Here is a 22,562-nt window from a genome sequence, read left to right as displayed (position 1 = left end):
GCGTTTTGCCATGCGCAGCTAGCCCCTGATTGACCCCGATTCTTCACTTTTTTTCGAGTTTCCATGAACATTGCCGCCGCCCCGGCCACCACCTTCGTTCCTTTCGACGCCCTGCAAGCCGAGACCCGCAGCGCCCAGGCGCCACTGCGTGCCGCGATCACCGCCGCCTACCGCCGCGACGAGACCACCGCGGTGGAATGGCTGCTGGCGCAGGGCGCGCGCGCGCATGCGGACGCGCACGGCCTGGCGCATCGCCTGGTGAGCGCGGTGCGTGCCAAGCGCACCCGCGCGTCCGGGGTGGATGCGCTGATGCACGAATTCTCGCTGTCGTCCGAGGAAGGCGTAGCCCTGATGTGCCTCGCCGAAGCGCTGCTGCGCATCCCGGACAGCGAGACGGCCGACCGCCTGATCGCCGACAAGATCAGCAAGGGCGACTGGAAAAAGCACCTGGGCGAATCGCCGTCGCTGTTCGTGAACGCCGCCACCTGGGGTTTATTGGTCACCGGCAAGCTGGTGGGGTCGAGTAGTGAAAAAGGCCTGGGCGCCGCGCTGACGCGGATGATCGCGAAGGGCGGCGAACCGCTGATCCGCAAGGGCGTCGACCTGGCGATGCGCATGCTCGGCAACCAGTTCGTAACCGGCCAGACCATCGAGGAAGCGCTGAAGAACAGCCGCGACAACGAAACCCGCGGCTACCGCTACTCCTACGACATGCTGGGCGAAGCCGCGCTGACCGAGCTCGATGCGCAGCATTACTACGCCTCGTACGAAGCGGCGATCCACGCGATCGGTAAAGCCTCGAATGGCCGCGGCATCAAGGACGGTCCGGGCATCTCCATCAAGCTGTCGGCGCTGCATCCACGCTACAGCCGGGCCCAGTATGCGCGCGTGATGGCGGAACTGCTGCCGCGCGTGCGCCAGCTGGTGCTGCTCGCCAAGGGCTACAACATCGGCATCAACATCGACGCCGAAGAAGCCGACCGCCTCGAGATTTCGCTCGACATGCTGGAAGCGCTGGCCTTCGACCCCGACCTGGCCGGCTTCGAGGGCATCGGCCTGGTGGTGCAGGGCTATCAAAAACGCTGCCCGTTCGTGATCGACTTCGTGGTCGACCTGGCGCGCCGCAGCGGCCGCAAGTTCATGGTGCGCCTGGTCAAGGGCGCGTACTGGGATGCCGAGATCAAGCGCGCCCAGGTCGACGGCCTGCCGGGTTACCCGGTGTACACGAGAAAGGTGTACACCGACGTTTCCTACCTCACCTGCGCGCGCAAGCTCTTGGGCGCGACCGACGTCATCTACGCCCAGTTCGCCACCCACAACGCCCATACCCTGTCCGTGATCTACACCTGGGCCAAGGCGGACAATGTGCAGAATTACGAATTCCAGTGCCTGCACGGCATGGGAGAGACGCTGTACGACCAGGTCGTCGGTGCCGAGAATCTGGATAAAGCCTGCCGCATCTATGCGCCGGTCGGTTCGCACGAAACCCTGCTGGCCTACCTGGTGCGCCGGCTGCTGGAAAACGGCGCCAATTCGTCGTTCGTCAACCAGATCGTCGACGAAAGCGTGCCGATCGAGACGCTGTTGACCGACCCGTTCGACGCCGCCCGTGCCGCCAACTGCCTGCCGCATCCGCGCATCCCGCTGCCGCAGGCGCTGTATCCGGACGGCCGCAGGAATTCCAGCGGCCTGGATCTCGCCAACGAAGACGTACTGGCCGCCCTGGCAGGCGAACTGGGCACTGCGCGTCCCTACGTGGCAGCGCCATTGATCGATGGCCAACTCGAAGCGGCGGGCGCGCTGAATATCGTGAACCCGGCGCAGTCGGCCGATATCGTCGGCCAAATTACCGAAGCGACAGTCGGCGACGTCGATACCGCGCTGGATGCCGCCGTGGCCGCCGCACCGGCGTGGGAGGGTCTCGGCAACGCCGCGCGTGCCGACATCCTGCTGCGCGTGGGCGATCTGTTCGAACGGCACCAGGCCGAACTGATGGCGCTGGCCGTGCGCGAAGCCGGTAAATCGCTGCCCAACGCGATCGCGGAAATCCGCGAAGCCGTCGACTTCCTGCGCTATTACGCGGCCGAGATCCGCAGCGCCAGCACCAGCCGGGCGCTGGGACCCGTGACATGCATCAGCCCATGGAACTTCCCGCTGGCGATTTTTACCGGCCAGGTCGCGGCCGCGCTGGCCGCCGGCAACACCGTGCTGGCAAAACCGGCCGAACAGACGCCACTGATCGCCTTCCGCGCGGTGCAGCTGTTTCACGAGGCCGGTGTGCCGGCCGGCGCGCTGCAGCTGCTGCCGGGCCGCGGCGAAACCGTCGGCGCCGCCTTGACCGACGATGCGCGCGTAAACGGCGTGATTTTTACCGGCTCGACCGAAGTCGCCCAATTGATCAACCGCACGCTGGCCCAGCGCGCCGTGCGCGAGGGCGGCGACATTCCGCTGATTGCGGAAACCGGTGGCCAGAACGCCCTGATCGTCGATTCCTCGGCGCTGCCGGAACAGGTGGTGCAGGACGTCCTGAGCTCGGCCTTCGACAGTGCCGGCCAGCGCTGCTCGGCGCTGCGCGTGCTGTTCCTGCAGGACGATATCGCCGATAAGACGATCCGCATGCTGAAGGGCGCGATGCAGGAATTGCGCGTCGGCGTGCCGGACCGCCTGGCCACCGATATCGGCCCGGTGATCGATGCCGAAGCGCAGGGCAACCTGCTGGGCCACATCGAGCGCATGAAGGCGAATGCGAAACAGCATTTCTCGCTGTCGCTGCCGGATGGCCTGGCGCAGCAGGGCACCTTCGTGCCGCCGACGGTGCTGGAAATCGGTTCGCTGGCCGAGCTGCAGCGCGAAGTGTTCGGCCCGGTACTGCACATCGTGCGCTACCGCCGCGCCGACCTGGGGCAAGTGGTCGACACCATCAACGCCACCGGCTACGGCCTGACGCTGGGCGTGCATTCGCGCATCGACGAGACCATCGACTTCATCGCCACGCGCGCCCACGTCGGCAACATCTACGTCAACCGCAACATCGTCGGTGCCGTGGTCGGCGTGCAGCCCTTCGGCGGAGAAGGCAAATCCGGCACCGGCCCCAAGGCCGGCGGTCCGCTCTACCTGAAGCGCCTGCAACAGGATGCGGCGCCGCTCCTCACCCACGAGCGCCGCAGCAATGCCGCGCTGGACGCGCTGCTGGCCTGGGCGCGCGCCAACGGCCATGCCGCGCTCGCCACGCTGGCCGACGGCTACATGCAGACCACGCTGGACGGCATCGAGCTGGAATTGCCGGGTCCGACCGGCGAGCGCAACCGGCTCGCCTTCGTCCCGCGCGGTACGGTCCTGTGCGCCGCCGCGTCGACCGCCGGACTGCTGAACCAGCTGGCGGCGGTGTTCGCCACCGGCAACCGTGCGCTGGTGCTGGAAGAGGGCCGCGCGCTGCTGCCGGCCAACCTGCCGGCCGGCGTACAGGCGCAGCTGCGCGTGATCGGCGCCGCCAGGCTGGAAGGCAGCGATGTCGCGATGGCGCTGGTCGAGGCCGGCGCATCGAACACGCTGCATGACCGGCTGGCAGGCCGTCCGGGCGCCATCGTCGGCATCGTCGACACCCGCGAGAACGCGCCGGTCGCCCTGTGGCGCCTGGTGGCGGAACGCGCGCTGTGCGTCAACACGACCGCGGCTGGGGGTAACGCAAGCCTGATGACGCTGGGAGTGTGATCATCCGGGAGCCCCGAATTCTGTAGTCCTGTAGTTAGCATAACTTGGAGGAAGACATGCTAGTAGGCGTTCCCAAAGAAATCAAAAACCACGAGTACCGGGTCGGCCTGACGCCACCCAGCGTGCATGAGCTGGTGGCGCGCGGCCACCAGGTGATGGTGCAGACCGGCGCCGGTGCCGAGATCGGCCTGACCGATGCGCAATACCAGGCGGCCGGCGCCAGCATCGCCGGCGATGCGCGCGCCATCTTCGCGCAGGCCGACATGATCGTGAAGGTCAAGGAACCGCAGCCGGGCGAATGCGCCATGCTGCGCCCGGGCCAGATCCTGTACACCTATCTGCACCTGGCGCCGGATCCGGAGCAGACCGCGGCGCTGATCGATGCCAGCGCCGTCTGCATCGCCTACGAAACCATCACCGGCCCCGGCGGCGGTTTGCCGCTGCTGGCGCCGATGAGCGAGGTGGCGGGGCGGATGGCGATCCAGGCCGGCGCCAGCCACCTGGAAAAGTCGAAGGGCGGCATGGGCCTGCTGCTGGGCGGCGTACCCGGCGTGGCGGCCGGCCACGTGGTCGTCATCGGCGCCGGCGTGGTCGGCACCAATGCACTGCAGATGGCGGTCGGCAGCGGCGCCCGCGTCACCGTGCTCGATAAGAACGTCGACCGCCTGCGCCAGCTCGACCTGGTGTTCGGCAACCGCATCTCGACCCTGTATTCGAATGCGCACGCGATCGAGGAAGCGGTGCTGTCGGCCGACCTGGTCGTCGGCGGCGTGCTGGTGCCGGGCGCGGCGGCGCCGAAGCTGGTCACGCGGGCGATGGTGTCGCGCATGAAAAAGGGGGCAGTCATGGTCGACGTCGCGATCGACCAGGGCGGCTGCTTCGAGACCTCGCACCCGACCACCCACGCCGACCCGACCTTCATGGTCGACGGCGTCGTCCATTACTGCGTGGCGAACATGCCGGGCGCGGTGGCGCGGACCTCGACCTTTGCGCTGAACAACGCCACCATCGCGCACGCGATCGCGCTGGCCAACAAAGGCTGGCAGGGGGCGCTGCGCGACGATCCCCACCTCAGGAATGGCCTGAACGTCTGCCAGGGCAAGATCACGCACCAGGCCGTGGCCTGGGACCTCGGCTACGACTACGTGCCGGCAGACACTTTATTGGGCTGAACGCCTGCCCCCAGTTGCCGGCAGAACTGGCGGACGATACAAAATGCATAACGCGCGGCCACCGATTTCACGAAGCGCATGAAATCGGTGGCCGCGTTTTCATTGGCATTGTCGGAAATCGTGCGGATCACGCCGAACGGTATGCCGAGCTCGAAACACACCTGGGCCACGGCAGCACCTTCCATCTCGACCGCCAGCAAACCCGGCAGAGCCGCGCCAAGGGCCTGTATGCGCTCTCTGCTGCCCACGAACTGGTCGCCGCTACCGATGAGGCCTCGATGGACGCGCGGCGCCTGGAGCGCGAATACGGCCCTTTCCTGGGCATCGATGCTTGTTGCCAGTTCGGTGTCGAGGAAATCGCCGGCTGCCTGGAGCAGTTGCAGCGCCATGGTCTGGTCCGACGCGAAGTGGCTGATCCCGGTTAACGGCACTTCATGACGTGGAAACAAGGGACTCGCATCCATGTCGTGCTGAACCAGCGATTCCGCGACCACGATGTCGCCGACATGCACCGATTTGTCGGCACTGCCGGCCACGCCCGTGAACAGGATGTGGGTAACACCAAATTTTTCCACAAGCAGTGTCGCCGTCATGGCAGCGGCAACCTTGCCAATTCGCGATAAAACGCACACAGCGTCGATTTCCCACAGTTGTCCGACCCAGACCTCACGCATGCCATGGATGATCTTGTAGGGGCTCTGCATGGCTTCCACGAGGCCCTGCTGTTCTTCGTGCAAGGCGCTGATGATGCCTAACCGCATAAATTGACCGTCCTGGAAGGGGTTGAAGGTGATGTTAACGGTGTATACGCCGGACGCATACATGCCTGCTGTCGTGCTCATACGCTGGATGTATAGGTACTTCATTGCTGACCTATGCGTTCGGCGTATACGCATGTTTACGCCAGTAGTGGTCGTTTACGCCGTTTGCCGTCCTGCTCCTCTGCTTGCCGGTTTTTGTTTTAATAGACCAAAGATATATATAAAAACTGGTAGTAGATAGTAAACGCGGCTTCGTCTGTGGATAAAGCCGGATTTGTCTACAGCATCAACGGTTTACGTGACGGCGTATACGCTGGAAAAGGATTGTATCTAAGCTGAACCGTTCGTGGACAAAAAGCGGCGTTAACCAGAAAAGACGTCTTCTGCACATCCAGTCCTGTGGATATGCAGGGCTTTCTCCACAGACGCCTGTCGGAAGGGCTGGATTTGTTGTCTTCAGAACCAGTTTTGCAGGAATGGCGCTGCCGTAAACCATGCCGGTAACCTGCCGGCGGTTCTGACCGGCCGTCCTGGTTGTGCATGCCATGTTCGGCAACCCGTTTTCGATCACCCGTTAACCAGCTTCCCTGCGATGGGTTCGCATCGCGTTCTTCCTGTAGACAAATGAAAGCATGCAATCAAGCGGCCAGGCCGCAGTCGTTTGTCCACGCGCACCGCGTCGTTGTTTTAGTTAACTTGGATAAATATATAAATTGGTAGTGATAGTAAACGCCTGCCTGTCTGTGGATAAGCCGGATTTTCTTCACAGCCTCAATGGTTTACCTGTGTTTCAAGCAGCTGAACAAGCCTTGTGTCTGGCGAGGACGTTAACTGGACAAAAATCAGGCTGTGGACGAGCGGGGCAGTTCCGCACATTCGATCCTGTTGATATGCATGGGCTTATCCACAGCGGCGCTGGTTTTTATTGGTAAACCGGGTTTTCAGGTAGCCGGCAAGGCCGTCGAAGCAGGATTGCGATCCAGGGCGGGAACTGGATCGGCGCCGTGAGATTTTTTTGTCCGGTGACGGCCGCTTTTTGGTTGACCGGTTCGACAGCGTTAACGCCGCCCGAAGGCGGCTTTTTTTTTGAACGCGGCCACATGCGCAAAGCGCGTCGTCAGGTTTACAACCAAAAGCTTGTATACAGAATAATGGTAATAGTTAACGACCCCCATCCTCTGTGGATAAGCCAGGTTTTATCCACAAGATCAATCGTTTACGTGCCGTATAAGGCAGTGGGTCGACCTTGTATGTGCCTCGTGGAAAAACTGGACAAGATTTTCGACCACGAACAAAAGCGGCGTTCCCCACAATCGATACCTGTGGATATGCAAACCCTTATCCACAACGGATGAGTGCCTGTAAACCTTAATCATCTGGTAAGCTTGCCTCCACGAAGTTCTGATCTGCATCCTGAGCGGCATTACCTGATCGACGTATACGGATCGAGAGGCGCGGCATGGAATCGGCGGGAGAATACGATTACGTCATCGTCGGCGCCGGCACCGCCGGCTGCCTGCTGGCCAACCGTCTCACGCGCCGCTCGGACACCCGGGTCTTGCTGATCGAAGCCGGCGGCAAGGATGACTACCTGTGGATCCACATCCCGGTCGGCTACCTCTACTGCATCGACAATCCGCGCACCGACTGGCTGTTCCGCACCGAAATCGAAGCGGGCCTGGGCGGCCGCACCCTCCTGTATCCACGCGGTAAAGTACTGGGCGGCAGTTCCTCGATCAACGGCATGATCTACATGCGCGGCCAGGCCGGCGACTACGACCGCTGGGCCGCGTTCACCGGCGATCCATCCTGGCGCTGGGATGCCGTGCTGCCGGTTTTTAAACGCAGCGAAGACCATCACGGCGGCGCCAGCGCCATCCACGGCAGCGGCGGCGAGTGGCGCGTCGAGCGCCAGCGCCTGTCCTGGGAGATCCTGGATGCGTTCCGCGAAGCGGCGGCCGAGAACGGCATCCCCAAAATCGACGATTTCAATGGCGGCGATAACGCCGGCTGCGCCTATTTCGACGTCAACCAGCGCCGCGGCATCCGCCTGAACACGGCCAAGGCCTTCTTGCGGCCGGCGGCGCGGCGCCCGAATCTGACCATCATGACCGGCTGCCACGTCGAGCGGCTGCTGATCGAGGACAGCGAACACGGCCAGGTCTGCCGCGGCGTGCGTTTTACGGGCGGGGGCAGGGCGTTCAGCGCCACCGCGCGCCGCGAAACCCTGCTCGCCGCCGGCGCCATCGGCTCGCCGCACATCCTGCAATTGTCCGGCATCGGGCCGGCTGCCTTGCTGCACGCGCACGGCATCCGGCCGCGCGTCGATGCCCCCGGCGTCGGCGCCAACCTGCAGGATCACCTGCAATTGCGCATGGTCTACCGCATCAGCGGCGCGCGTTCGCTGAACACCAGCGCCGCTTCCTGGTACGGCAAGATGCTGATCGGGCTGCAATACGTGCTGTCGCAGAGCGGGCCGATGTCGATGGCGCCGTCGCAGCTGGGGGCGTTTGCCCGCTCCGACCCGTCCCAGGCCACGCCCAACCTGCAATACCACGTGCAGCCGCTGTCTCTGGAAAAATTCGGCGATCCCCTGCACGGTTTTCCAGCGTTCACGGCCAGCGTCTGCAACCTGCGCCCGAGCTCGCGCGGCCATGTCCGCCTTGCCTCGAACGACAGTTACGTAGCACCGAAGATCACGCCGAATTACCTGAGCACGGCCGAAGACCGCAAGGTCGCAGCCGATGCGCTGGCGCTGACGCGGCGTATCGTTGCGTCTCCCGCGCTGGCGAAATACCGGCCCGAAGAGTTCAAGCCGGGACCGCATTACCGCACCGAGGAAGAGCTGGCCGAAGCGGCCGGCCTGATCGGCACCACGATTTTCCACCCGGTCGGCACCTGCCGCATGGGTCCTGCCGGCGATCCCTTGTCGGTGCTCGACAGCCGCCTGCGGGTCAACGGCGTGGCCGGATTGCGCGTGGTCGACGCCTCCGTCATGCCGTGGATCACGTCCGGCAACACGAATTCACCGACCCTGATGATCGCCGAACAGGCGGCGCAATGGATTCTCGAAACCACCGCGCAGACGACAGCGGAGACGACAATATAAGGAGACGACCGGCATGGCCGACGCGGACATCATTCTCGAAACGCGCAAGCTCAGCAAGGAATTCAAGGGTTTTACGGCGGTCGACGCCGTCGATTTGCAGGTGCGGCGCGGCCATATCCATGCACTGATCGGCCCCAACGGTGCCGGCAAAACCACCTGTTTCAACTTGCTGACGCGCTTCCTGGCGCCGACATCGGGCCAGATCCTGTTCAACGGCCGCGACATCAGCCGGGTGCCGCCGGCCCGGGTGGCGCGCATGGGCATCGTGCGTTCGTTCCAGATTTCGGCGGTGTTCCCGCACCTGACGGTGCTGCAGAACGTGCGCGTCGGCCTGCAGCGCCGGCTCGGCACCAGTTACCAGTTCTGGCGCAGCGGGCGCTCCCTCGGGGTGCTGGACGAACGCGCGCGCGAACTGCTGGCCGAGGTCGACCTGGCCGGCTTCGCCGACACCGTCACCGCCGACTTGCCGTATGGCCGCAAGCGCGCGCTCGAGATCGCCACGACGCTGGGAATGGAGCCGGAACTGATGCTGCTCGACGAGCCGACCCAGGGCATGGGCCATGAAGACGTGCACCGGGTGACGGCGCTGATCAAGAAGGTGGCGCAGGGCCGCACGGTGCTGATGGTCGAGCACAACATGAACGTGGTGTCCGGCATCTGCGACCGCATCTCGGTGCTGCAGCGCGGCGCCATCCTTGCCGAGGGCAGCTATGCCGAGGTAGCGAAAAATCCGCAGGTGATGGAAGCCTATATGGGCAGCGCCGATGCCGCCTTGCAGGGAGCGCACGAATGACGGCCGCGCTCGAATTGACGGGTGTCCAAGCCTGGTATGGCGAATCGCACATCCTGCACGACGTCAGTTTCAGCGTCGCCCGCGGCGAAGTCGTGACCTTGCTCGGGCGTAACGGCGCCGGCCGCACCACGACCTTGCGCGCCATCATGGGCCTGACCGGTGCCCGTTCGGGCTCGATCAAGGTCGACGGCGTCGAGGCGATTTCTCTGCCGACGCACCGGATCGCCCATCTCGGCATCGGCTATTGCCCGGAAGAGCGCGGCATTTTCTCGGCGCTGTCGACCGAAGAAAACCTGATGCTGCCGCCGCGGCTGCAGGGTAATGGCAGCGGGGCGGGTCAGCCGATGAGCGCCGCCATGAGCGTCGACGAGATCTATGCCATGTTTCCCAACCTGTACGAGCGCCGCCACAGCCAGGGCACGCGCCTGTCCGGCGGCGAACAGCAGATGCTGGCGGTGGCGCGCATCCTGCGCACCGGTGCGCGCCTGCTCTTGCTCGATGAAATCTCGGAAGGACTGGCGCCGGTCATCGTGCAGGCGCTGGCGCGCACCATCCTCACGCTGAAGGAACGCGGCTACACGATCGTGATGGTGGAACAGAACTTCCGCTTTGCGGCGCCGCTGGCCGACCGCTTTTATGTCATGGAACACGGCCGCATCGTCAGCACGATTGCGGCTTCACAACTGCAGGCCAGCATGCCGGCACTGACGGAACTGCTCGGCGTCTGAACCCGGGCAAGAACATCACAAGCGATTTTTTTACAACGGAGACCAGAATGAAAATCACAGCGATCGCCCTTGCCGCCAGCGCGGCCCTGTCCCTGCCGGCCCAGGCCCAAGTCTCGGGCGACACCATCAAGATCGGCATGATCACCGATCTGTCCGGCGTGTATTCCGATGTCGACGGCAATGGCGGCGCGGAAGCGGTGCGGATGGCGATCGCCGATATGGGCGGCGCCATCAATGGCAAAAAAATCGAGTTCGTGGTCGCCGACCACCAGAACAAACCGGACATCGCCGCCAGCCGCGCACGCGAATGGTTCGACCAGCAGGGCGTCGACATGCTGATCGGCGGCACCAATTCGGGCGCCAGCCTGGCCATGGCAAAAGTCGCACGTGAAAAGAAAAAAGTGTTCATTGCGATCGGTTCCGGCACCGCACAACTGACCAACGAGCAGTGCTCGCCCTACACCGTGCACTACGCCTACGACACCGTGGCGCTGGCGCGCGGCACCGGCGCCACCATGGTGAAGCAGGGCGGCAAGTCCTGGTATTTCCTGACCGCCGACTATGCCTTCGGCCAGTCGCTGGAAAAGGACACCACCGACGTCGTCAAGGCCAACGGCGGCAGCGTACTCGGCAGCGTGCGCCACCCGCTGTCGGCTTCCGATTTCTCGTCCTTCCTGCTGCAGGCCCAGGGCGCCAAGGCGCAGGTGCTGGGCCTGGCGAATGCCGGCGGCGATTTCATCAACGCCGTCAAGGCGGCCAACGAATTCGGCCTGACCAAGAAAATGAAAGTCGCCGGGCTGCTGGTCTTCATCAACGATATCCACACCCTCGGCCTGAACACGACCCAGGGCCTGTACCTCACCGACGGCTGGTACTGGGACCAGAACGACGCCAGCCGCGCCTGGGCCAAGCGCTACTTTGCCAAGATGAAGAAGCAGCCGTCGATGCTGCAGGCGGCCGATTATTCGGCCGCCACCAACTACCTGAATGCCGTCAAGACCCTCGGCAGCGACGACGCCGACAAGGTCATGGCCCAGCTCAAGAAAACGCGCATCAACGACATGTTCACCAAGAACGGCGAGATCCGTCCGGACGGCCGCATGGTTTACGACATGTACCTGATGCAAGTCAAAACGCCGAAGGAATCGAAAGGAGCGTGGGATTACTACAAGGTGGTGGCGACGATCCCGGGTGCCCAGGCCTACACCACCAAGGCCGAAACCAAGTGCGCGCTGTGGAAGTAGGGCGATGGAACTCTTCGGCGTTCCCCTGCCGGCCCTGCTGAGCCAGCTGCTGCTGGGGCTGGTCAACGGCTCCTTCTATGCGATGCTGTCGCTCGGCCTGGCCGTCATCTTCGGCCTGCTCAACGTGATCAATTTCGCGCACGGGGCGCTGTACATGATGGGCGCGTTCGCCGCCTTCATCGGCGTCACCAGCTTCGGCCTGAACTACTGGGCGATGCTGGTGCTGGCGCCGCTGGCGGTGGGCCTGTTTGGCATCCTGGTCGAGCGCGCCATGCTGCGCCGCCTGTACCGGCTCGACCACCTGTATGGCTTGTTGCTGACCTTCGGCATCACGCTGCTGCTGGAGGGCTTGTTCCGCTCCTTTTACGGGGTGTCGGGCCAGACCCTCGACGTGCCGGACATGCTGGCCGGCGCCACCGACCTCGGCTTCATGATCCTGCCGAACTACCGCGCCTGGGTGGTGGCAGCCTCGCTCGCGGTCTGCCTGGCAACCTGGTTCGTGATCGAAAAGACGCGCCTGGGAGCGACCCTGCGCGCCGGCACCGAGAACCCGAAACTGGTCGAAGCCTTCGGCGTCAACGTGCCGCGCATGGTGATGCTGACCTACGGCTTCGGGGTGGCGCTGGCCGGCCTGGCCGGGGTGCTGGCGGCGCCGGTCATCAACGTCACCCCGCTGATGGGCTCCAACCTGATCATCGTCGTGTTCGCCGTGGTCGTGATCGGCGGCATGGGTTCCATCCTCGGCGCCATTCTGACCGGCCTCGGCCTGGGCGTGATCGAGGGCTTGACCCGGGTCTGGTATCCGGAAGCGTCGGAAGTGGTGGTGTTCATGGTGATGGTGATCGTGCTGCTGCTGCGTCCCGCCGGCCTGTTCGGCAAGGAAAAATAATGTCCAAGAAAATCGTCTATGCCCTTGTCCTGCTGGCGGCCCTGGTGGCGCCTTTCGTAGGCTACCCGGTATTCCTGATGAAGCTGCTGTGCTTCGGCCTGTTCGCCTGTGCTTTTAATTTGCTGATCGGCTACGCCGGCTTGCTGTCCTTCGGCCACGCCGCGTTTTTCGGCGGCGCCGGCTACGTGGCCGGCTATGCGCTGGCGACGTTGGGCCTGCCGTTCGAACTCGGCATCCTGCTCGGGGTGCTGGCGGCGGCGCTGCTCGGCCTCGTGATGGGCGCGCTGGCAATCCGCCGCCAGGGCATTTATTTTGCGATGATCACGCTGGCACTGGCACAGATGGTGTATTTCTCGGCGCTGCGCGCACCGTTCACCCACGGCGAAGACGGGCTGCAGGGGATCCCGCGCGGCCGCCTGCTGGGCTCGTTTGACCTCGGCAGCGACCTCACTTTGTACTACGTGGTGCTGGCCATTACCGCCGCCGGCTTCGCCCTGATCGTGCGCACGATCCACTCGCCGTTTGGCCAGGTGCTGCGCGCGATCAAGGAAAACGAGCCGCGCGCCATCTCCCTCGGCTACGACGTCGACCGCTACAAATTGCTGGCCTTCGTCTTGTCGGCCGCGCTGGCCGGGCTGGCCGGTGCGCTCAAGGCGGTCGTGCTCGGCTTCGAGACCTTGACCGACGTCCACTGGACCATGTCCGGCCTCGTCATCCTGATGACCCTGGTCGGCGGCATGGGCACGCTGGCCGGGCCGATCCTCGGTGCCTTCCTCGTGGTTGCGCTGGAAAACAAGCTGGGCGACCTCGGGAACTTCCTCGCCGGCGCGACCCATGTAGAATGGTTTGCGTCGCTGGGCGAATCGGTGGGCATCGTCACCGGGCTGATCTTCGTTGCCTCCGTGCTGTTGTTCCGCCGCGGTATCGTCGGCGAACTGGCCCATGCCTATTCGAGGAGACGCGCGTGATCGACGAATCCCTGATGCTGGATGTAAATGGCATCCGCATGCATACCACCATGACCGGGCAGGGGCCGCCGGTGCTGCTGCTGCACGGCTTTCCCGACACCCACCTCGTCTGGCGCAAGCAGGTCGGGGTACTGGCCGCCGCCGGCTACCGCGTGCTGGTGCCGGACTTGCGCGGCTATGGCCGCAGCGATGCGCCGGGTGGTGTCTACGACTACACGCTGGAAAAGCTGCGCGGTGACGTCCTGGGCTTGTTGGATGCGCTGAAGATCGACAAGGTCAGCCTGGTCGGTCACGACTGGGGTGGCCTGATCGGCTGGCAACTGGCGGCACTGGCGCCGCAGCGCATCGAACGCCTGGTGGCGCTGTCGACCGGACACCCGTCGGCGATCGCCCGCGCCGGCCTGATCCAGCATCTGCGCATGACCTATGTCCTCGGTTTTATGCTGCCCGGCATCGCCGAGCAGATGCTGCGCGCCGGCGACTGGTTCATGATGCGCCAGTTCACCGGCGAGCCCGGCCAGGCCGAGCATTGGAAACGCGACCTGTCGCCGCCCGGTCGCCTGACGGCGGCGCTCAATTATTACCGCGCGAATGTCGGGCTGGCACTGCCCAAGGGCTACCCACGGGTGCGGGTGCCGGTGATGGGCATCTGGAGCGATTGCGATCCGGCCCTGGGCGAAAAGCAGATGCGTGATTCGGCGCGCTACGTCGACGCCGAATTCCGCTTCGAGCGCATCCACGACGCCGACCACTGGCTGCAGTTGACGGCGCACGAACAGGTCAACCGCCTGCTGCTCGATTTTCTCGGCAGCCGTTCGCATTCGGCGGCTGCTGCCTGAGGTGGAGGAGGGAACAGCAAAGCTTACGGTTGCGATGTTTGCTTACCGTAAAATATTGCTTTTCCCTTGGTCCGCCTCCCCATGTTCGATTTCACCCTGCTGGCCTGCGCGGCCTTTCTTGCCGGTCTCGTTGATGCTGTCGTCGGCGGTGGCGGTTTGATCCAGATCCCGGCCATCTTTGCGGTGTTCCCGAGAGACGTGCCGGCCACGCTGCTCGGTACGAATAAACTGGCATCGATGTGCGGCACGGTGGTCGCGGCGGCCAAGTACACGCGCCGGGTGAATGTCGCGTGGAGCACGGCGGCACCGGCCGCGGTGACGGCTTTCCTGTTTGCCTGTGTCGGCGCCTTTGCCGTGACACGGGTCCCGGGCGACTTTGTGCGCAGCCTGCTGCCTTTGATCCTGCTGGCGGTCGCGGTCTACACGTTCAAGAAAAAGGATTTCGGTTCGACTCACGCGCCGCTGCACAGCGGCATGAAGGAGCGCTGGCTGGCGATGGGCGTCGGTGCTGCCATCGGGTTTTATGACGGCTTCTTCGGCCCCGGTACCGGCAGCTTCCTGCTGTTCCTGTTCGTGCGCTTTTTCGGTTTCGATTTCCTGGGCGCGTCGGCGGCGGCCAAGGTCGTCAACGTCGCCTGCAATGTCTCGGCACTGCTGTGGTTCGGGTACAGCGGCCACCTGATCTGGAAGCTGGCAGGGTTGATGGCGGTGTGCCAGATCGGCGGCTCCCTGATCGGCACGCGGCTGGCGCTGAAGCATGGCAGTGGCTTCGTGCGCAAGCTGTTCCTGGTAGTTGTCTCGGTGCTGATTGTAAAGACGGCCTACGATACGGTGAGGCACCTGGGGTTCTGACTGTTTCACGTGAAACAGCGCTGCGCTGATCAGACCAGGCCTCCATGGTTTCACGTGAAACAAAATCTGTCGTTTTCGAGCCCATGTCGGAGCCCGATAGAAAAAAGAATCTATAATCCGGGCTTAACTCCCGCAACTCCTCCTTGCAGCACAATCCATCATGCTATATCCGACAGAATTCGACGTGATCGTCGTTGGCGGCGGCCATGCCGGCACCGAAGCGGCACTTGCATCCGCACGCATGGGGCAGAAGACCCTGTTGCTCACTCACAATATCGAAACCCTGGGTGCGATGTCTTGCAACCCATCCATTGGCGGCATCGGCAAGGGCCACCTGGTCAAGGAAGTCGACGCCATGGGCGGCGCGATGGCGATCGCCACCGACGAAGCCGGCATCCAGTTCCGCATCCTGAATTCGTCCAAAGGTCCGGCCGTACGCGCTACCCGTGCCCAGGCTGACCGTGCCTTGTACAAGCAGGCGATCCGCTCGCGCCTGGAAAACCAGAACAACCTGTGGCTGTTCCAGCAGGCCGTCGACGACCTGATCGTCGAAGGCGAACGCGTGGTCGGCGCCACCACCCAGATCGGCTTGCAGTTCCGCGCCCGTGCCGTGGTCCTGACCGCCGGCACTTTCCTCGACGGTAAAGTGCACGTCGGCCTGCAGAACTATGCGGCCGGCCGTGCCGGCGACCCGACCGCGCTGTCGCTGTCGGCGCGCCTGAAGGAACTCAAGCTGCCGCAGGGCCGCCTGAAAACCGGCACGCCGCCGCGCATCGATGGCCGCAGCATCGACTTTTCGGTGATGAGCGAACAGCCGGGTGACCTCGATCCGGTCCCGGTCTTTTCGTACATGGGCAATGCCGCCATGCACCCGAAGCAGGTACCGTGCTGGGTCACGCACACGAACGCCCAGACCCACGACATCATCCGCGCCGGTCTCGATCGCAGCCCGATGTACACCGGCGTGATCGAAGGCGTCGGTCCGCGCTATTGTCCGTCGATCGAAGACAAGATCCACCGCTTCTCGTCGAAAGAGTCGCACCAGATCTTCCTCGAGCCGGAAGGTCTCACCACCAACGAGTTTTATCCGAACGGAATCTCGACCAGCCTGCCGTTCGACGTGCAGCTGAACCTGGTGCGCTCGATGCGCGGCCTGGAAAACGCCTTCATCCTGCGTCCCGGCTATGCGATCGAATACGATTACTTCGACCCGCGCGGCTTGAAGGCGTCGCTGGAAACCAAGGCGATCGGCGGGCTGTTCTTCGCGGGCCAGATCAACGGCACCACCGGTTACGAAGAAGCCGCCGCCCAGGGCATGCTGGCCGGTATCAACGCCGCCCTGCAAACCCAGGGCAAGGAAGCCTGGACCCCGGGCCGTTCGGAAGCCTACCTTGGCGTGCTGGTCGACGATTTGACCACCCAAGGTGTGGCCGAACCCTACCGCATGTTCACCAGCCGCGCCGAATATCGCCTCAGCCTGCGCGAAGACAATGCCGACATGCGCCTGACCGAAATCGGCCGCAAGCTGGGCGTGGTCGGCGATGCGCAGTGGGAAGCCTTCGAGCGCAAGCGCGAAGCCGTCGCCCTCGAGCTGGAACGCCTGCGTTCGACCTGGGTCAATCCGCGCATCCTGGCCGCTGCCGAATCCGAACGCGTGATCGGCCAAGCGATCGAGCGCGAGTACAACCTGGCCGACCTGCTCAGACGGCCGGGCGTCGACTACGAAAAACTGATGAGCCTGCAGGGTAACGAAGGCCAGCCGCTGGCCGGTCCTGGCGTGGCAGATCCGGCAGTGAAGGAACAGGTCGAGATCCAGCTGAAATATTCGGGCTATATCGACCGCCAGGCGCGTGAAGTCGAACGCCATGACTACTACGAAAACCTCAAGTTGCCGGAAAACCTGAATTACCACGAGATCACGGCGCTCTCGATCGAAGTGCGCCAGAAACTCGACAAGCAGCGCCCGGAAACCCTGGGCCAGGCTTCGCGCATTTCCGGCGTGACCCCGGCAGCAATATCTCTGCTGCTGGTGCACCTGAAAAAACGCGGCGCCAAGGGATTTACCCAGGCGCCGCCTACCGAGGAAGTCGCCGGATGAAGAATTTCGATCGACCAGGCCTGCAGACGCTGCTGGCCGAAGGCATCCGCGACATGGGGCTGGACGTGAATGCGGCCCAGCAGGACCAGCTGATGGATTACCTGGCCCTGATGTTCAAGTGGAACTCGGTCTATAACCTGACGTCGCTGCGCGACCCGGTGCAGATGGTGACCCACCACCTGCTCGATTCGCTGGCGGCGGTGCCGGCGTTCAAGGATGCCGTCAACGTGCTCGACGTCGGTTCCGGCGGCGGGCTGCCCGGCATCGTGCTGGCCATCGTGCGGCCGGACATGAAAGTGTCGATGATCGACACCGTGCACAAGAAGACCGCGTTTTTGAACCAGGTCAAGGCGGAACTGAACCTTGCCAACGTCACCGTTTACACGATGCAGGTGCAGCAGCTGCAGGCGGGCAACAAAACCGGCGGGCCATTCGACGTCATCACCTCGCGTGCTTTTGCCGACCTGTCCGATTTCGTCAACTGGTCTGCGCACCTGCTGGCAGAGCAGGGCAGGTATATCGCCTTGAAAGGCACGGCGCCCAAGGATGAGCAGGAGCGGGTGCCCCAGGAATGGAAGGTGACGAAAGTGGAGCCTTTGCAGGTGCCCCGGCTGGGTGCGGAACGCCACCTCGTTTATATAGAACGCAGCTGAGCGAAACCGACCGAAAAATCGAAATCGGAAATAACCGTATAAACAATATAAATCGTTTATACAGTTAAAACCATACAAACCGTATAAATCGTTTTAACGATATGAACGGTATATATGTAAAGAGCATACATGGCGAAAATATTTTGCGTAGCAAACCAGAAGGGCGGGGTGGGCAAGACGACCACCAGCGTCAACCTCTCGGCCGGCCTCGCCAAGCTGGACCAGCGCGTGCTGCTGGTCGACCTCGACCCGCAGGGCAACGCCACCATGGGCGCCGGCATCAACAAGGCCGGGCTGGAGGCATCCATCTATGAAGTGCTGCTGGGCGAAGCCGACGTGGCGGGTGCGCGCCTGCGCAGCGAGGCAGGGCGCTTCGACGTGCTGCCGGCCAACCGCGAGCTGGCCGGCGCCGAAGTCGAGATGGTGGAGCTGGCCAACCGCGAGCGCCGCCTGAAGGAAGCGCTGGCCAAGGTCGATGCCGACTACGACTTCATCTTGATCGACTGTCCGCCGGCCTTGTCGATGCTGACCCTGAACGGCCTGGTGTCGGCGCACGGCGTGATCATCCCGATGCAGTGCGAGTACTACGCGCTGGAAGGCCTGTCCGACCTGGTGAACACCATCAAGAAGGTGCACGCCAACCTGAACCACGACCTGAAGATCATCGGCCTGCTGCGCGTGATGTTCGATCCGCGCATGACGCTGTCGCAACAGGTGTCGAGCCAGCTCGAGCAGCACTTCGGCGACAAGGTTTTCAAAACCATCATCCCGCGCAACGTGCGCCTGGCCGAGGCGCCGTCGTACGGCATCCCGGGCGTGACCTTCGATCCCTCGTCGAAGGGGGCGCAGGCGTACATCGCCTTCGGTGCCGAGATGGTCGAGCGCATCAAGACGATGTAACCCAGTCGAACGGAGCGGAACTCAATCATGGCAACCAAAAAACTCAAGGGTCTGGGCCGCGGTCTCGACGCCCTGCTCGGCGGCGGCATGGCCGACGACGCACCGGCGACGCCCGAACGCGCGCCGTCCACGCTGCACGTGACCCAGATCCAGGCCGGCAAGTACCAGCCGCGCACGCGCATGGACGACGGCTCGCTGTCCGAACTGGCGGCCTCGATCAAGACCCAGGGCATCATGCAGCCGGTGCTGGTGCGGCCGATCGAAGGGCAGGGCAAGGTCGGTTACGAAATCATCGCCGGCGAACGCCGCTTCCGCGCGGCCCAGCTGGCCGGCCTGGACGAGATCCCGGTGCTGGTGCGCGAAGTCGACGACCAGAACGCCGCCGCGATGGCACTGATCGAGAACATCCAGCGCGAAGACCTGAATCCGCTGGAAGAGGCGCAGGGCATCGCGCGCCTGATCTCGGAATTCGATTTTACGCACGAGCAGGCGGCGAATGCCGTCGGCCGCTCGCGCAGCGCGGTGTCGAACCTGCTGCGCCTGGTGAACCTGGCCTCGCCGGTGCAGACCATGCTGATGGCGGGCGACATCGACATGGGCCACGCGCGCGCGCTGCTGGCGGTCGACAACGCCAGCCAGATCGCGCTCGCCAACCAGGTGATCGCCAAACGCCTGTCGGTCCGCGAAACCGAAAAGCTGGTGGCGCGCGCGCTGGAAGAGCAGAACGCGCCCGCGGCCAGCGCACGCCAGAAGGAAAAGTCGGGCGACATCGTCCGCCTCGAGGAAGAACTGTCCGACCGCCTGGCGACCCCGGTCGTGTTCAAGATGGGGAAGGAGGGCAGGGGACAGATGATCATCGACTTCGCCGACCTCGATATCCTCGACAGCGTGCTGGCGCGCCTGCGCGCCTGAGCCCACCACCGCAACCCCGGGGTATCGGCATCCTCCCCACGCTTGTGCATAAAACCACAGTTGTGCACAAGCGTGGCGCAGAAAACAACAATGACACGTATGTATCGACGCAGCGCGCGGATTGTTGGCAATGTTGTAAAAAGACCGAATTTCGTAGCAAAGTTCCGATTTTTTACACGATTTTCTTTGTCGTTTTTACATTCATTCATGGTGCACGGTCGGACGGAACAGTTTGACTGTAGCTGTTATCACGCTTTATAATCCCGCTGATTCATGTAATTACCATTCCGTAATACGGTTCCACCACGGCTGGCGCGAAAGAACAACAACAATGCTGCGCTTGGTCTCCCTGCAAATGATCGCAACACTGATCACCGGCGTCATCGCCGGACTGCTCGGTGGGTGGAGTGCGATGTTATCGGCGGTACTCGGCGGAATCTGTTGTGTCGTACCAAACGGCATCATGGCCTTGCGCCTGTTCGCCGGTACGCAGAAAGTCGGCGGTGCCAACCCCGCCACTTTCTTCATCTGGGAATTTGTAAAGATTGCTTTAACGCTTGCGCTGCTGATCGCAACGGCGCGGCTGTATCACGATCTGAACTGGCTGGCACTTTTGTGCGGGTTCATCGTGGCGCTTAAAAGTTACATTATTTTATTATTTAGGCACTGACAATGATGAGTCCAACGGCAGAAACCGCGACGGCGCATGCGCCTACCGCGGGCGAGTACATTAATCACCACCTGGGTCACCTGACCAATATCCACCAGGGCTTCATCGTCGATTTCAAGGTCATCAACTACGATACCGTGTTCTGGTCGATCCTGATGGGCGTGATCGGCGTGTTCGTCCTGTGGCTGGGCACCCGCCGTGCCACCTCGGGCGTCCCGGGCCGCTTCCAGGGCGCCATCGAAGCCGTCGTCGAAATGGTCGACGACCAGGCCAAGTCGATCATCCACGGCGACCGCCGCTTCATCGCCCCGCTGGCACTGACCGTGTTCGTCTGGGTGTTCCTCATGAATTGCCTGGACTTCCTGCCGGTCGACATGTTCGCAGGTATCTTCCGCGCACTGGGCATGGGCGAACCGCACTTCCGTATCGTCCCGACCGCCGACCTGAACGGTCCGCTGGGCATGGCGCTGGGCGTGCTGGCCGTGGTTCTGTACTACAACGTGAAAATCAAGGGTATCGGCGGCTGGATCCATGAACTGTTCGCCGCACCGTTCGGCATCTGGCTGGCGCCGTTCAACTTCCTGTTGAACCTGATCGAATACGCAGCCCGCACCGTGTCGCTTGGTATGCGACTGTTCGGCAACATGTACGCCGGCGAGCTGTTGTTCCTGTTGATTGCGCTGCTCGGCGCCATGGCAACCCCGTTCGGCGTCGTCGGACATGTGATTGCTGGTTCGATCTGGGCAATCTTCCACATCCTGATCGTGCTCCTCCAGGCATTCATCTTCATGATGCTGACGCTGGTGTATATCGGTCAGGCCCACGAGAGCCACTGACCGACGCGATCGCAAGACGTACAAGATAGTGGTAGTAAAGAAGTTGTAAATTTCTTAGTTTTTTAATTTTACTTTTGGAGTAATTCTCATGACTGACGTTTCTTTCGTTGCACTGGCTTGCGGTCTGATCATCGGCCTGGGTGCTATCGGCGCATGTATCGGTATCGCGATCATGGGCGGTAAATACCTGGAAGCCTCGGCCCGTCAGCCTGAACTGATGAACACCCTGCAGACCAAGATGTTCCTGCTGGCCGGCCTGATCGACGCGGCATTCCTGATCGGTGTTGGTATCGCCATGCTGTTCGTGTTCGGCAAGCCGTTCACCAGCTAATAGATTCTCAAGACGATGATCTGAAGCGCCGAACCCGAACCGGTTCGGCATCCGTTTTTGTAAGAAGGAATCTAACCGTGAACTTGAACGCAACCTTGATTGTTCAGTTCGTGGTCTTCTTCGTCCTGGTGTTCGTCACGATGAAATTCGTGTGGCCGCCGGTGATGAAAGCGCTCGACGAGCGCGCCGAGAGGATCGCGAATGGCCTGGCCGCAGCTGATCGTGGCAAGGCAGAAATGGCCGCCGCCGAAAAGCGCATCGCCGCCGAACTGGCCGCGACCCGTGACGAAAGCGCCAAGCGCATCGCCGACGCCGAAAAGCGTGCCCAGGCGATCATCGAAGAAGCCAAGCAGAACGCCAACGTCGAAGCTGCCCGCATCGTCGAAGGCGCCAAGGCCGACGCCGAGCAGCAGGTCACGCGTGCGCGCGAAGAACTGCGCGGCCAGGTGGCTGCCCTCGCCGTCAAAGGCGCCGAGCAGATCCTGAAGCGTGAAGTGAACGCAGCGGCCCACGCCGACCTGCTGTCGCAACTGTCGACCGAGCTCTGATCATGGCTGAACTCGCAACCGTCGCCCGCCCTTACGCCGAAGCGCTGTTCCGTGTCGCCCAGAACGGCGACCTGAATGCCTGGTCCGGCCTCGTCGCTGAACTGGCGCAGATCGGCGCCAACCCGGACCTGCAGGCTTTCGCCAGCAATCCGAACGTCACGCCGGCCCAGCTGGCCGAGACGATTGCGTCGCTGGTCAAGTCGCCGCTCAACGCCGAAGCGCACAACTTTATCGCGATGCTGGCCGAAAACGGCCGCATCGCCCTGCTGCCGGAAATCGGGGCCCAGTACGCCGTGCTCAAAAATGCACTACAGGGTGCCGCCGACGCGATCGTCTACAGTGCCTTCGACCTGTCGGCCGACCAGCTCAACCCGCTGGTCGCCTCGCTGGAAAAGAAATTTGGCCGCAAGCTGAACCCCACGGTCGAAGTCGACCCCTCGCTGATCGGTGGTGTGCGCGTGGTGGTCGGTGATGAAGTGCTCGATACCTCGGTCCGCGCCAAGCTGCAGCAGATGCACGCCGCGCTGGTAGCCTGAGATCGCACAGTC

At 63.1% G+C, this 22,562-nt stretch carries 20 protein-coding genes; 19 read left to right on the top strand and 1 reads right to left on the bottom strand.

Annotated elements, in window-relative coordinates; translation table 11 throughout:
* The first annotated feature begins 63 nt into the window (after window positions 1-63).
* On the top strand, window positions 64-3,711 hold the full coding sequence (gene putA, locus FBX97_RS21610) for a trifunctional transcriptional regulator/proline dehydrogenase/L-glutamate gamma-semialdehyde dehydrogenase (RefSeq protein ID WP_141836454.1): 3,648 nt from the start codon (window positions 64-66) through the stop codon (window positions 3,709-3,711).
* A gap of 56 nt (window positions 3,712-3,767) precedes the next feature.
* Window positions 3,768-4,883, top strand: a complete 1,116-nt coding sequence (ald, locus tag FBX97_RS21605; protein WP_141836452.1) for an alanine dehydrogenase — start codon at window positions 3,768-3,770, stop codon at window positions 4,881-4,883.
* Here ald and FBX97_RS21600 read toward each other — a convergent pair.
* Window positions 4,853-5,644, bottom strand: coding sequence for a 5'-methylthioadenosine/adenosylhomocysteine nucleosidase (locus FBX97_RS21600; protein ID WP_141837114.1), 792 nt, complete (start codon window positions 5,642-5,644; stop codon window positions 4,853-4,855). The two genes, ald and FBX97_RS21600, sit on opposite strands and share 31 nt — an antisense overlap.
* A 1,459-nt stretch (window positions 5,645-7,103) precedes the next feature.
* On the opposite strand from FBX97_RS21600, the gene FBX97_RS21595 reads away from it, so the two are divergent.
* The 17 genes from FBX97_RS21595 (at window position 7,104) to FBX97_RS21515 (ending at window position 22,550) form a co-directional block, all read left to right on the top strand.
* Complete coding sequence (locus FBX97_RS21595) at window positions 7,104-8,753, top strand: GMC family oxidoreductase (protein WP_141836450.1); 1,650 nt, start codon at window positions 7,104-7,106, stop codon at window positions 8,751-8,753.
* Between the two features lie 13 nt (window positions 8,754-8,766).
* The gene (locus FBX97_RS21590) at window positions 8,767-9,546 is read left to right on the top strand and encodes an ABC transporter ATP-binding protein (RefSeq protein WP_141836448.1); all 780 of its coding nucleotides are present in this window, start codon (window positions 8,767-8,769) and stop codon (window positions 9,544-9,546) included.
* Window positions 9,543-10,274 carry an ABC transporter ATP-binding protein gene (locus tag FBX97_RS21585; protein ID WP_141836446.1) on the top strand — a complete coding sequence of 244 codons (732 nt, stop codon included), beginning with the start codon at window positions 9,543-9,545 and terminating at the stop codon, window positions 10,272-10,274. Before FBX97_RS21590 ends, FBX97_RS21585 begins: the two co-directional genes overlap by 4 nt.
* 47 nt (window positions 10,275-10,321) lie before the next feature.
* Window positions 10,322-11,518, top strand: a complete 1,197-nt coding sequence (locus FBX97_RS21580) for an ABC transporter substrate-binding protein (protein WP_141836444.1) — start codon at window positions 10,322-10,324, stop codon at window positions 11,516-11,518.
* A gap of 4 nt (window positions 11,519-11,522) precedes the next feature.
* Window positions 11,523-12,407, top strand: coding sequence for a branched-chain amino acid ABC transporter permease (locus FBX97_RS21575; RefSeq protein WP_141836442.1), 885 nt, complete (start codon window positions 11,523-11,525; stop codon window positions 12,405-12,407).
* Window positions 12,407-13,375 carry a branched-chain amino acid ABC transporter permease gene (locus FBX97_RS21570; RefSeq protein ID WP_141836440.1) on the top strand — a complete coding sequence of 323 codons (969 nt, stop codon included), beginning with the start codon at window positions 12,407-12,409 and terminating at the stop codon, window positions 13,373-13,375. The genes FBX97_RS21575 and FBX97_RS21570 overlap by 1 nt, the downstream gene beginning before the upstream one ends.
* A complete protein-coding gene (locus FBX97_RS21565) occupies window positions 13,372-14,214 on the top strand; it encodes an alpha/beta fold hydrolase (RefSeq protein WP_141836437.1) in 843 nt (280 codons plus the stop codon). Before FBX97_RS21570 ends, FBX97_RS21565 begins: the two co-directional genes overlap by 4 nt.
* An 81-nt stretch (window positions 14,215-14,295) precedes the next feature.
* Window positions 14,296-15,066, top strand: a complete 771-nt coding sequence (locus tag FBX97_RS21560) for a TSUP family transporter (protein WP_141836435.1) — start codon at window positions 14,296-14,298, stop codon at window positions 15,064-15,066.
* A 160-nt stretch (window positions 15,067-15,226) separates the two neighbouring features.
* Window positions 15,227-17,164 carry a tRNA uridine-5-carboxymethylaminomethyl(34) synthesis enzyme MnmG gene (gene mnmG / locus FBX97_RS21555; RefSeq protein WP_141836433.1) on the top strand — a complete coding sequence of 646 codons (1,938 nt, stop codon included), beginning with the start codon at window positions 15,227-15,229 and terminating at the stop codon, window positions 17,162-17,164.
* Complete coding sequence (rsmG, locus tag FBX97_RS21550) at window positions 17,161-17,817, top strand: 16S rRNA (guanine(527)-N(7))-methyltransferase RsmG (protein WP_141836431.1); 657 nt, start codon at window positions 17,161-17,163, stop codon at window positions 17,815-17,817. The genes mnmG and rsmG overlap by 4 nt, the downstream gene beginning before the upstream one ends.
* A gap of 129 nt (window positions 17,818-17,946) precedes the next feature.
* Window positions 17,947-18,717, top strand: coding sequence for a ParA family protein (locus tag FBX97_RS21545; protein ID WP_141836429.1), 771 nt, complete (start codon window positions 17,947-17,949; stop codon window positions 18,715-18,717).
* Window positions 18,718-18,744: 27 nt separating this feature from the next.
* A complete protein-coding gene (locus FBX97_RS21540; RefSeq protein ID WP_141836427.1) occupies window positions 18,745-19,629 on the top strand; it encodes a ParB/RepB/Spo0J family partition protein in 885 nt (294 codons plus the stop codon).
* 331 nt (window positions 19,630-19,960) lie between these two features.
* Complete coding sequence (locus FBX97_RS21535) at window positions 19,961-20,299, top strand: ATP synthase subunit I (protein WP_141836425.1); 339 nt, start codon at window positions 19,961-19,963, stop codon at window positions 20,297-20,299.
* 2 nt (window positions 20,300-20,301) lie between these two features.
* A complete protein-coding gene (gene atpB, locus FBX97_RS21530; protein ID WP_255517581.1) occupies window positions 20,302-21,135 on the top strand; it encodes a F0F1 ATP synthase subunit A in 834 nt (277 codons plus the stop codon).
* A gap of 88 nt (window positions 21,136-21,223) precedes the next feature.
* Window positions 21,224-21,466, top strand: coding sequence for a F0F1 ATP synthase subunit C (gene atpE / locus FBX97_RS21525; protein ID WP_141836424.1), 243 nt, complete (start codon window positions 21,224-21,226; stop codon window positions 21,464-21,466).
* Between the two features lie 77 nt (window positions 21,467-21,543).
* Window positions 21,544-22,014 carry a F0F1 ATP synthase subunit B gene (locus tag FBX97_RS21520; protein ID WP_141836421.1) on the top strand — a complete coding sequence of 157 codons (471 nt, stop codon included), beginning with the start codon at window positions 21,544-21,546 and terminating at the stop codon, window positions 22,012-22,014.
* A 2-nt stretch (window positions 22,015-22,016) separates the two neighbouring features.
* Window positions 22,017-22,550 carry a F0F1 ATP synthase subunit delta gene (locus FBX97_RS21515; protein WP_141836419.1) on the top strand — a complete coding sequence of 178 codons (534 nt, stop codon included), beginning with the start codon at window positions 22,017-22,019 and terminating at the stop codon, window positions 22,548-22,550.
* Window positions 22,551-22,562: the final 12 nt, after the last annotated feature.

The organism is Herbaspirillum sp. SJZ107 (genome assembly GCF_006715485.1).
Classification (GTDB): domain Bacteria; phylum Pseudomonadota; class Gammaproteobacteria; order Burkholderiales; family Burkholderiaceae_D; genus Telluria.
Note: the sequence above shows the minus strand (reverse complement) of the source record. Positions and strands in the feature narration are given on the sequence as shown.

Bases quoted from the DNA above. Each gene is read 5' to 3' on its own strand.
- putA (WP_141836454.1), top strand. From the start codon at position 64: ATGAACATTGCCGCCGCCCCGGCCACCACCTTCGTTCCTTTCGACGCC.
- ald (WP_141836452.1), top strand. From the start codon at position 3,768: ATGCTAGTAGGCGTTCCCAAAGAAATCAAAAACCACGAGTACCGGGTC.
- FBX97_RS21600 (WP_141837114.1), bottom strand. From the start codon at position 5,644: ATGCGGTTAGGCATCATCAGCGCCTTGCACGAAGAACAGCAGGGCCTC.
- FBX97_RS21595 (WP_141836450.1), top strand. From the start codon at position 7,104: ATGGAATCGGCGGGAGAATACGATTACGTCATCGTCGGCGCCGGCACC.
- FBX97_RS21590 (WP_141836448.1), top strand. From the start codon at position 8,767: ATGGCCGACGCGGACATCATTCTCGAAACGCGCAAGCTCAGCAAGGAA.
- FBX97_RS21585 (WP_141836446.1), top strand. From the start codon at position 9,543: ATGACGGCCGCGCTCGAATTGACGGGTGTCCAAGCCTGGTATGGCGAA.
- FBX97_RS21580 (WP_141836444.1), top strand. From the start codon at position 10,322: ATGAAAATCACAGCGATCGCCCTTGCCGCCAGCGCGGCCCTGTCCCTG.
- FBX97_RS21575 (WP_141836442.1), top strand. From the start codon at position 11,523: ATGGAACTCTTCGGCGTTCCCCTGCCGGCCCTGCTGAGCCAGCTGCTG.
- FBX97_RS21570 (WP_141836440.1), top strand. From the start codon at position 12,407: ATGTCCAAGAAAATCGTCTATGCCCTTGTCCTGCTGGCGGCCCTGGTG.
- FBX97_RS21560 (WP_141836435.1), top strand. From the start codon at position 14,296: ATGTTCGATTTCACCCTGCTGGCCTGCGCGGCCTTTCTTGCCGGTCTC.
- mnmG (WP_141836433.1), top strand. From the start codon at position 15,227: ATGCTATATCCGACAGAATTCGACGTGATCGTCGTTGGCGGCGGCCAT.
- rsmG (WP_141836431.1), top strand. From the start codon at position 17,161: ATGAAGAATTTCGATCGACCAGGCCTGCAGACGCTGCTGGCCGAAGGC.
- FBX97_RS21545 (WP_141836429.1), top strand. From the start codon at position 17,947: ATGGCGAAAATATTTTGCGTAGCAAACCAGAAGGGCGGGGTGGGCAAG.
- FBX97_RS21540 (WP_141836427.1), top strand. From the start codon at position 18,745: ATGGCAACCAAAAAACTCAAGGGTCTGGGCCGCGGTCTCGACGCCCTG.
- FBX97_RS21535 (WP_141836425.1), top strand. From the start codon at position 19,961: ATGCTGCGCTTGGTCTCCCTGCAAATGATCGCAACACTGATCACCGGC.
- atpB (WP_255517581.1), top strand. From the start codon at position 20,302: ATGATGAGTCCAACGGCAGAAACCGCGACGGCGCATGCGCCTACCGCG.
- atpE (WP_141836424.1), top strand. From the start codon at position 21,224: ATGACTGACGTTTCTTTCGTTGCACTGGCTTGCGGTCTGATCATCGGC.
- FBX97_RS21515 (WP_141836419.1), top strand. From the start codon at position 22,017: ATGGCTGAACTCGCAACCGTCGCCCGCCCTTACGCCGAAGCGCTGTTC.